General features: G+C 69.8%; 7 protein-coding genes. All 7 read left to right on the forward strand.

Annotated elements, in window-relative coordinates; translation table 11 throughout:
* The coding region (locus AC1DU6_RS12105; protein ID WP_477857433.1) for a c-type cytochrome at positions 1–294 on the forward strand (294 nt) is incomplete at its 5' end.
* Positions 295–358: 64 nt separating this feature from the next.
* Positions 359–2,446 carry a cytochrome c biogenesis protein ResB gene (locus AC1DU6_RS12110; protein ID WP_457324230.1) on the forward strand — a complete coding sequence of 696 codons (2,088 nt, stop codon included), beginning with the start codon at positions 359–361 and terminating at the stop codon, positions 2,444–2,446.
* Entirely contained in the window at positions 2,443–3,792 is a 1,350-nt protein-coding gene (ccsB, locus tag AC1DU6_RS12115; protein WP_457324231.1) for a c-type cytochrome biogenesis protein CcsB, read from the forward strand. Before AC1DU6_RS12110 ends, ccsB begins: the two co-directional genes overlap by 4 nt.
* Positions 3,793–3,794: 2 nt before the next feature.
* Positions 3,795–5,465 (forward strand): PAS domain-containing sensor histidine kinase, encoded by a 1,671-nt coding sequence (locus AC1DU6_RS12120; protein WP_477857435.1) that lies wholly within the window; start codon positions 3,795–3,797, stop codon positions 5,463–5,465.
* Positions 5,462–6,109 (forward strand): response regulator, encoded by a 648-nt coding sequence (locus AC1DU6_RS12125; protein WP_457350275.1) that lies wholly within the window; start codon positions 5,462–5,464, stop codon positions 6,107–6,109. The genes AC1DU6_RS12120 and AC1DU6_RS12125 overlap by 4 nt, the downstream gene beginning before the upstream one ends.
* Positions 6,110–6,251: 142 nt before the next feature.
* A complete protein-coding gene (locus AC1DU6_RS12130) occupies positions 6,252–7,838 on the forward strand; it encodes a response regulator (protein WP_056202803.1) in 1,587 nt (528 codons plus the stop codon).
* Positions 7,839–7,866: 28 nt separating this feature from the next.
* The coding region (locus AC1DU6_RS12135; protein WP_477857437.1) for a response regulator at positions 7,867–9,191 on the forward strand (1,325 nt) is incomplete at its 3' end.

Genomic DNA, 9,191 nt, shown 5'->3' on the forward strand with positions numbered 1-9,191 from the left:
AAGCCAGGTTTCGCCAAGAACAAGGACACGGTCGCCCTGGGCGAGAAGATCTACCGCGGCGGCATTGCCGAGCGCAATGTGCCGGCCTGTGCCGGCTGCCACGGTGCCAACGGCTCCGGCCTGCCGGTCCAGTACCCGCGCCTGGGCGGCCAGCATGGCGACTATGTCGAAGCGCAGATGGTGGCCTTCCGCAGCGGTGCACGCGCCAACAATCCCGTCATGGTCACCGTCGCCGCCAAGATGAATGACAAGGAAATCAAGGCCGTGTCCGACTACATCGCTGGCCTGCGCTGAACGCGGCGCTTGCCTTGAGGAACAAAGGCCGGTGAACCCCACCGGCCTTTTTTGTTGATCGCTGATGTCCGCCGTCCCTGTCCCTCGCTCCTCACCCGCCCGCGAACTGCTGGACGTGCTCGCGTCCATGCGCTTCGCCATCACGCTGCTCAGCGTGATCTGCATCGCCTCGGTCATCGGCACCGTGCTGCGCCAGAGCGAGCCCATGGGCAACTACGTCAACCAGTTCGGCCCCTTCTGGGCTGAGGTATTCGGCAAATTGGGGCTTTACACGGTCTACAGCGCGCCCTGGTTTCTGGTCATCCTGACCTTCCTGGTGCTCTCGACCAGCCTGTGCATCGCCCGCAACGCGCCCAAGATCCTGGTCGACCTGAAGAGCTACAAGGAGGGCGTGCGCGAGCAGTCCCTGCAGGCCCACCACCACAAGGCCATCGGAGAGCTGCCCAGCAACCCCTCGATGGCCCTCGCCGAGATCGGCAATACGCTGGCGGCCCACGGCTGGAAGGCCCGCGTGCAGCGGCGCGACAACGGCATCATGATCGCGGCCCGCCGCGGCGCGGCCAACAAGATCGGCTACCTCTGCGCCCACTCCGCCATCGTGCTGATCCTCATTGGCGGCGTGCTGGACGGCAACGCCATGGTCAAGCTGGCCATGTGGGCCCAGGGCAAGCAGCTCTACACCGGCTCAGGCTTCGTGTCGGACATCCGGCCCGAACACCGGCTCTCCACCGGCAATCCGAGCTTTCGCGGCAATGTGTCGGTCACCGAGAAGCAGCGCCAGGGCATCGCCGTGCTGAGCCTGCCCAGCGGCGTCGTGCTGCAGGACCTGCCCTTCGACATCGAGCTGAAGGCATTCAAGGTCGACTACTACCCGACGGGCATGCCCAAGAGCTTTGCCAGCGACATCGTCATCCATGACGGCACGACACGGCGCGAGGCCACGGTCAAGGTCAACGAACCCGTCATCCACAAGGGCCTGGCCATCTACCAGAGCAGCTTCGAGGACGGCGGCAGCAAGCTCGAGCTCAAGGCCATGCCGCTGGCCAGCACCGGCACGCCCTTGAAGCTTGCCGGCCGCGTCGGCACGAAGATGGCCTTTGGCGAGCAGACGCTGGAGCTCGACGGCCTGCGCGTGATCAATGTCGAGAACCTCGCCAATGACGGTAGCAGCGGCGCCAATGCCAGCGGCGCCGACGTGCGCAAGGTCGACCTCGGCGCGGCGCTTGGCAAGCATCTCGGCAGCGGCGCCAAGTCGGACGGCAGCAAAGTTCTGCACAACGTCGGCCCGAGCTTCAGCTACAAGCTGCGCGACGCCGCCGGCCAGGCCCGCGAGTACAACAACTACATGCTGCCGGTCGAGCTGGACGGGCAGAAGCTCTTCCTCGCCGGCGTGCGCGACACCCCGGCCGAGACCTTCCGCTATCTGCGCATGCCGGCCGACGAGAACGGCGAGTTGAGCGGCTGGCTGCGCCTTCGCCAGGCCCTGGCCGATACCGCCCAGCGTGACGTCGCTGCGCGCCGCTATGCCGCCGCCGCCACGCCGCCCAACCAGCCCCAGCTGACGCCGCAGCTGCAGCTGACGGCCCAGCGTGCGCTGACGCTGTTCTCCGGCGCCGCCGCCAAGCCCGGCGACGACGTCAAGGGCGGCCTGCCGGCGCTGTCGCAGTTCATCGAGCGTGACGTGCCCGAGGCCGACCGCCAGCGCGTCTCCGAGGTGCTGCTGCGCATCCTGAACGGCAGCCTGTTCGAGCTGCACCAGATCGCCCGCGAGCGCGCTGGCCTCAAGCCCGCCGGCACCGATGCCGCCGCCCAGGGCTTCATGACCCAGGCCGTGCTGTCCCTGTCCGACAGCCTCTACTACCCGTCGCCCACGCTGCTGCAGCTGGAGAACTTCGAGCAGGTCCAGGCCAGCGTCTTCCAGGTCGCCCGCGCGCCTGGGCAGAAGCTGGTCTATCTGGGCGCCCTCCTGCTCATCGTCGGCGTTTTCTCCATGCTCTACATCAAGGAGCGTAGGCTGTGGGTCTGGCTCGTGCCCAGCGCCGACCCGGGCGGCTCGCAGGTGCGCATGGCCATGTCCAGCACCCGTGAGTCGCCCGACAACGCCGTTATGTTCGCCCAGCTCAAAGCCGCCGTGCTGAAGGAGCCCTCATGAACACCACCACCTTCGACCTGCCGCGCCGCCACGCGCTGCAGCGCCGTGACGCCCTCGACTGGCTGTTCGCTGCCCTCGTGCTGCTCGGCGGCGGCTATGCCTTCAGCCGCTACCACGCGTCAATGGACGTCTACGAGCAGGGCATCCTGCTGTGCGCCATGCCGGCGCTGATCGCGCTGGGCTGGTTCTGGAAGCCRCTGCGTTGGCTGAGCGTCGCCGTCGGTGCGGCCACCCTCATCGCCATCGGCCTGTATGCCCAGCACACCGACGGCTTCGGCGCCGACCTGGCCGCCGGCGAGAAGGTGTTCTGGCTGAAGTACATGCTGTCCAGCCAGAGCGCCATCCTGTGGATGAGCCTGCTGTTCTACATGAGCATGCTCTTCTACTGGGGCGGCTTCTTCACCGGCGCCGGCCGCAACAGCGTGGCCGAGGTGGTCGGCTCCAAGCTGGCCTGGGGCGGCGTCTTCATGGCCCTGGTCGGCACGCTGGTGCGCTGGTACGAGAGCCACCAGATCGGCGCCGACATCGGCCACATCCCCGTCAGCAACCTCTACGAAGTCTTCGTGCTGTTCTGCTGGCTGACGACAACCTTCTACCTCTACTACGAGGCCCGCTTCGCGACGCGTTCGTTGGGCGCCTACGTGATGCTGGTCGTCAGCGGCGCGGTCAGCTTCCTGCTGTGGTACACGCTGGCCCGCGAGGCCCAGGAGATCCAGCCCCTTGTGCCGGCGCTGCAGAGCTGGTGGATGAAGATCCACGTGCCCGCCAACTTCGTCGGTTATGGCAGCTTCGCGCTGGCGGCCATGGTGGCCCTGGCTTTTCTGCTGAAGACGGCGACGACACGTGCCCTCGTCATCGGCCTCGTTGCCATGCCGCTGGGCATCGTCGGCCTGATCCTGGCGGTGCGCTTCGGTGCCACGCTGGAGGCCGCCACCGTCGCCGGCCTGCAGGGCTGGGCCTACAAGATCGCCGGTGTCGCCGCCTTCCTGGGCATTGCCGTCGCGCTGCGCGGCCACCTGACGGCGCGCCTGCCCGACCTGCCCCAGCTCGACGACCTCATGTACAAAGCCATCGCTCTGGGCTTTGCCTTCTTCACGATCGCCACCATCCTCGGCGCCTTCTGGGCCGCCGAGGCCTGGGGCGGCTACTGGAGCTGGGACCCCAAGGAAACCTGGGCCCTGATCGTCTGGCTCAACTACGCCGCCTGGCTGCACATGCGCCTGATGAAGGGCCTGCGCGGCATGGCCTCGGCCTGGTGGGCGCTGGTGGGCCTGCTGGTCACGACCTTCGCCTTCCTGGGCGTCAACATGTTCCTCTCAGGCCTGCACAGCTACGGTACGCTGTAGCGATGCCTGAAACGCCGGACCGCGAGCCTTGGACGCAGGCTGCGCCGGCCATCGCAGCCGCCCTGCCGGACCTGTGCTTCCTGATCGGGCCCGACCTGCGTTTCGCGGCCTGCAACCACCCGGATCACCCCGATCTGCACGCACCCTGGGCAACGCTGCAGGGTCGATCGCTGCAAAGCATCGGCCCGCCCGCCCTGGCGAAGCAGTTCGCGGCAGCCTGCGCGCCCAGCTCCCAGCGCCTGCGCTATGCGCTGCGCACCCAAAGTGGCCGCCTGGCCCGCTTCGAGGCCAGCATCGCCCCCTTGCCGGACGGCACGGGCTGGCTGTGCATGGCCCGCGACCTCGGCAGCACCGACGCCGAACAGGCGCGTTATGCCCGGGCCATGAAGGGCGCCGCCGATGGCCTGTGGGAATGGGACATCGCTGCCGACAGCGAATACCTGTCGCCCCGTGCCCTGACCCTGCTGGATCGCCCCGGCCGCCTCGCCGAGCAGTTGCACGCCGACGACCAGGGCCAGTGGCGGGCCGCTCTGCAGTCCCATCTGCAGCACGGCGCGCCGCTGGACATCGACCTGCGCCTGGCTGGCCCCTCGCCAAGATGGCTGCGTTGCCGCGGCTGGACAGAGCGCGACGCACGCGGCCAGCCAGCCCGCGTGCTGGCCACGCTGTCCGACATCACCATCGCCAAATTCACCGAACAGGCGCTGACCGACAGCCAGGCCAAGTTCCGCGCCTTCTTCCACACGGTGCCGGTTGGTATCGCGCTGTTCGACGTCGCCAGCGAGACCGTCATCGAGTCCAACGACGAGCTCGGCCGCCTGCTCGGCTGGCCGACGCTGTCGGTCGTCGGCCAGACCGCCGAGGCCCTGGGCCTGGCGCCACTGCCTGGCAGGGAAGGCCGCACCGAGATCGACGACCGCGAACTGTGTCCCGACTCGGGTTGCCGCCTGCACGCCAAGCTGGTGGCCGAGCCCATCGAGCTGGCCGGCCGGGCGCTGCTGCTGTGCGTCGTCGTCGACATCTCGGTGCAGGTCGACGCCGAGGCCGCGCTGTCGGCCCTGGCCGAGCAGTTGATGGACCAGGAGCGCCGCACCACCCAGCGCCTGGCCCAGGCCCTGCACGACCAGCTCGGCCAGACGCTGACCGCCCTGCGCCTGATGCTGGACCTGGGCGCTGCGGACGCCCGTCAGCAGGCCCGCGGCCTCATCGACCAGGCCTTGCGTGAGGTGCGCCAGGTGCTCGTCGACCTGCGCCCGCCGCTGCTGGAGGACGAAGGCCTGGCCGCGGCGCTGGACAACGAGGTCGCTCAGCGCCGCGCCCTGCATCCGGGCGTGCGCCTGGTGCTGGACGCGGAGGACGAGCTGTTGACGCAGCGCTGGCCGGGGGAGGTCGAGTACGCTCTGTTCATGATCGCCCGCGAAGGCCTGGAGAACGCGCTGCGCCACGCCCGGCYCACCGAGGTCAGGCTCAGCTTCTACGGCTGTGCGCAAGAGATCGAACTCGGCGTGGCCGATGACGGCAGCGGCCTGGACGCCGACTTCGAGCGTCGCCCCGGCCACCTCGGCCTCATCGGCATGCGCGAGCGCGCCCGCGCCATCGGCGCAACGCTGGAGCTGGGCCCGCGCGAGGGCGGCGGCACGCAATTGACCCTGCGATGGCAAACCCCGGAATGACGCAAGCCGCCCGCATCTACCTCGTCGATGACCACGCCATGGTGCGCCAGGGCTTGCGCGCGCTGCTGACCGAGGCTGGCCACGATGTCGTCGGCGACAGCGGCGACATCACCGCCGCCCTGGCCGAGTTGCAGCAGCTGACGCCGGACATCGTCCTGGTCGACCTGTCGCTGGGTCCGCGCTCCGGCATGGAGCTGCTGGCCGAGCTGCAGCGCCGCCACCTGTCCGTGCGGCCCCTGGTGCTGACCATGTCGGCCCAGCCCCGCCACGTCGGCATGGCCCTCAAGCTGGGCGCCTGCGGCTATGTGCTGAAGGGCTCGCCATCGGAGGAACTGCTGCAGGCCATCGAGGCGCTGCGCAGCGGCCGCCGCCATCTCGGCCAGGGCGTGGGCGAACTCGCCGCGCGGGCGCTGGCTGAAGGCACGGGCGACGACCCCTTCGCCGCGCTGTCGGTGCGCGAACGCCAGGTCGTCACCATGGTCGTCGATGGCCATTCCAGCAGCGAGATCGGCACCGCCCTGCATTTGTCGCCCAAGACGGTGGACAGCTACCGCAGCCGGCTGATGGCCAAGCTCGGCGCGTCCGATGTGACGGCCCTGGTCAAGCTGGCAATACGTCACGGTCTGATCAGCAACGACGCCTGAGCGGCGCGGACCTGAGCGCCCCGGCAACCGGCATCAAGAACTCCCGGCAGCGCCGCCGGGTGGGGGCGCCTAGATTGACAGTCACCGGCCCTCGGTCGGCGAAAGTCCCAGATGCCCGTCCCCCAAAGCTCAGAGGCCCTCCATGCGGGCGCATGAACTCCCCGCCGACGAGGCCGAGCGCCTGCAGTGCCTGGCCGAGCTGGGCCTGAGCCAGCCGCCCACCCAGCCCGAGCCCGACGCCGTGCTCGACGGCCTGGTGCGCTGCGCCGCTCATCTGCTCGGTTATCCCATCGCGCTGATCAGCCTCGTCGGCGAGCGCCGCATGTGGTTCAAGGCCCGCTACGGCACCGAGGTGGTCGACTGCGAGCGCGAGGCCTCCTTCTGCGCCCACACCATCCTCGGCGAGACGCTGTTCGAGGTGCCCGACGCCACGACCGATCCCCGCTTCGCCACCAGCCCCTGGGTGATCGGTGCAACCCGCCTGCGCGCCTACGCCGGCCTGCCCATCCGCCTGGGCAACCTGACGCTGGGGGCCCTGTGCGTGGGCGACACCGTGCCGCGCCGCCTGGACGCCGTGCAGGCCACGCTGCTGGCCGACATTGCCAACGCGGTCGGCGCCTGGTTCGCCCACCGCCGCGAGCATGTCGACCTGCTCGCCAGCCGCACCCATCTGCAGGCCCAGGCCGAGCTGCTCGGCCGCCTCAGCAGCGAGACGCCCGGCATGCTGTTCCAGTACCGCAGCGCGCCCGGCGGCGGTGGCGAACTCGGCTTCATCAGCGGCCAGGCCGAGCACATCTTCGGCCCCATGGCGCCGCTGCAGCCTGAGGGCCTGCGCGTCTTCGCCGAGCGCGTGCACCCTGAGGACCTGCCCGGGCTGTTGCTAGGCATGCGCGAGGCCAAGGCCGGCCAGCAGGCCTGGCAGCGGCTGTTCCGCGTCTGCCTGCCCGGCGCCGAGCGGCCGGCCTGGCGCTCCGGCCGCGCCAGCCCCTCGCTGCAGGCCGACGGCAGCGTGCTCTGGCATGGCTTCATCGCCGACGTCGACGAGCACATCGAGATCGAGAACCTGCGCCGCGACAAGCTCGCCGCCGAACAGGCCAGCGCCGCCAAGAGCGCTTTCCTGTCGCGCGCCAGCCATGAGCTGCGCACGCCGCTGAATGCCGTCATCGGCTTCAGCCAGTTGCTGCTGCTCAACCATGAAGAGCCCCTGACGCCGCGCCAGCAGGAGCGCATCGAATGGGTGCTGGACTCCGCCAAGCGCCTGCACCAGCTGGTCGATGGACTGCTCGACGTCGACCGCGCCGAGCCCGGCCGCCCCAGCCGCTTCGATGCGGGCTCCGGGGCCGAGGATGCCTTCACCCTGCTCTACATCGAAGACGAGCCGCTCAACACCCTGCTCGTGCAGGAAGCGCTGCGCGACCGCCCCGACTGGCGCGTGCTGCACGCTGGCGACGGCCGCGCCGGCCTGGCCCTGGCCAAGACCCAGAAACCCGAGGTCGTGTTGACCGACATCAACCTGCCTGGCCTGTCGGGCCTGGACGTCGTCCGGGAGCTGCGCGCAGACGCCGCCCTGGCCGGCACGCTGTGCATCGCGCTGTCCGCTGACGCGACGCCGGGCCAGATCGAGCGGGCCATGCAGGCCGGCTTCGACGACTACTGGACCAAGCCGCTGGACATCCTCGAGCTCGCCGGCCGCCTGGCCGATGCGCTTGCCGAGCACGGCGGCCGCTGATTCGATTGCTTCTCAGGGAGAGAACATGATGAATGCCCTCGCGACGAGCCCCAGGCCCGCCCCCCCGCCCGCCCAGCCCCGCGTGACCCGGCCCGCGGCCGCGGCCGTGGCCCGCACACCGTCCGAGCGTGCCTGCCTCATCCATCTGCTCGTCGTCGACGACGACGTGGCCGCCATCGAATACCTGGGCCAGCTGCTCAAGGGCTTCGCGCAGATCAGCTTCGCCACCAATGGCGAGGATGCGCTGCGCCTGGCCGAGCTGCATCGCCCCGACCTGGTCCTGCTCGATGTCGAGCTGCCTGGCATGGACGGCTTCGAGGTCTGCCGCCGCCTGCGCGCCACACGCGGCCTGGCCGAGCTGCCCATCATCTTCGCGACCTCGCATGTCGATCCCGGCATCGAGGCCCGTGCCCTCAGCCTCGGCGCCAACGACTTCCTGCGCAAGCCCTTCGACGACGTGCAGGTGCTGGCCCGGCTGCGCACCCAGCTGCGCGCCGCCGCCGAGCGCACAGACAAGCCCGAGGCCACCGCCCAGAGCCGCACGCGCATCCTCATCGTCGACGACGACGCCACCAGCATCCAGCTCGTGCGCAGCCTGCTGGCCGACGTCGGCGAATGCCATTTCGCGCTGAACAGCGCCCAGGCCCTCAGCCTGGTCGGCGAGCTCAAGCCCGACCTCATCCTGCTGGACATCGACCTGCCCGACAGCGACGGCTTTCACCTGTGCAAGCGGCTGCGCGCCGACGCCGCGCTGGGTCAGGTGCCCATCATGTTCCTGACCCAGTCCCACACCCTCGGCCACGAGGCCCGCGCGCTGGCTCTGGGCGGCGACGACTTCGTGCGCAAGCCCTTCAGCGCACCGGTGCTTTGCGCCCGCGTGCGCCGCCTGGTTGAGCGCAAGCGCTCGCTGGAGCGCCGCCAGGTCGACCACGACCACCGCCAGATCAGCGACGGTCGGGTCGCCGCCATCGTCCAGGCCTGCAAGGACGCCATCCTCGTCGTCGACGCGGCCGGCGGCGTCGTCATGGCCAATGCCGCCGCCTGCGCCCTGCTCAACGTGAGAGCACAGCCGCTCAGCCTGCGCCTGGATGAGCTGCTCATCATCGACGCTCTGGGCCGCCACTGCGTGCAGCGCGCCAGCGGCCAGCGCGTACCAGTCGAGGTCAGCACCTCGACCGAAGGCGAAGGCGCCGACGCGCTGACCGTGCACGTGCTGCGCGACACCCGCGAGCGCGACCGCGAGCAGGCCCTGGCGCGCCGCCAGACCGAGGCCGCCGCCACGCGCCGCGCCACCGCGTCCATGCTCTCCTACATCGCCCATGAGATCGGCAACCCGGTCAACGTCATCAAGGG

The organism is Roseateles sp. P5_B10, assembly GCF_056400485.1.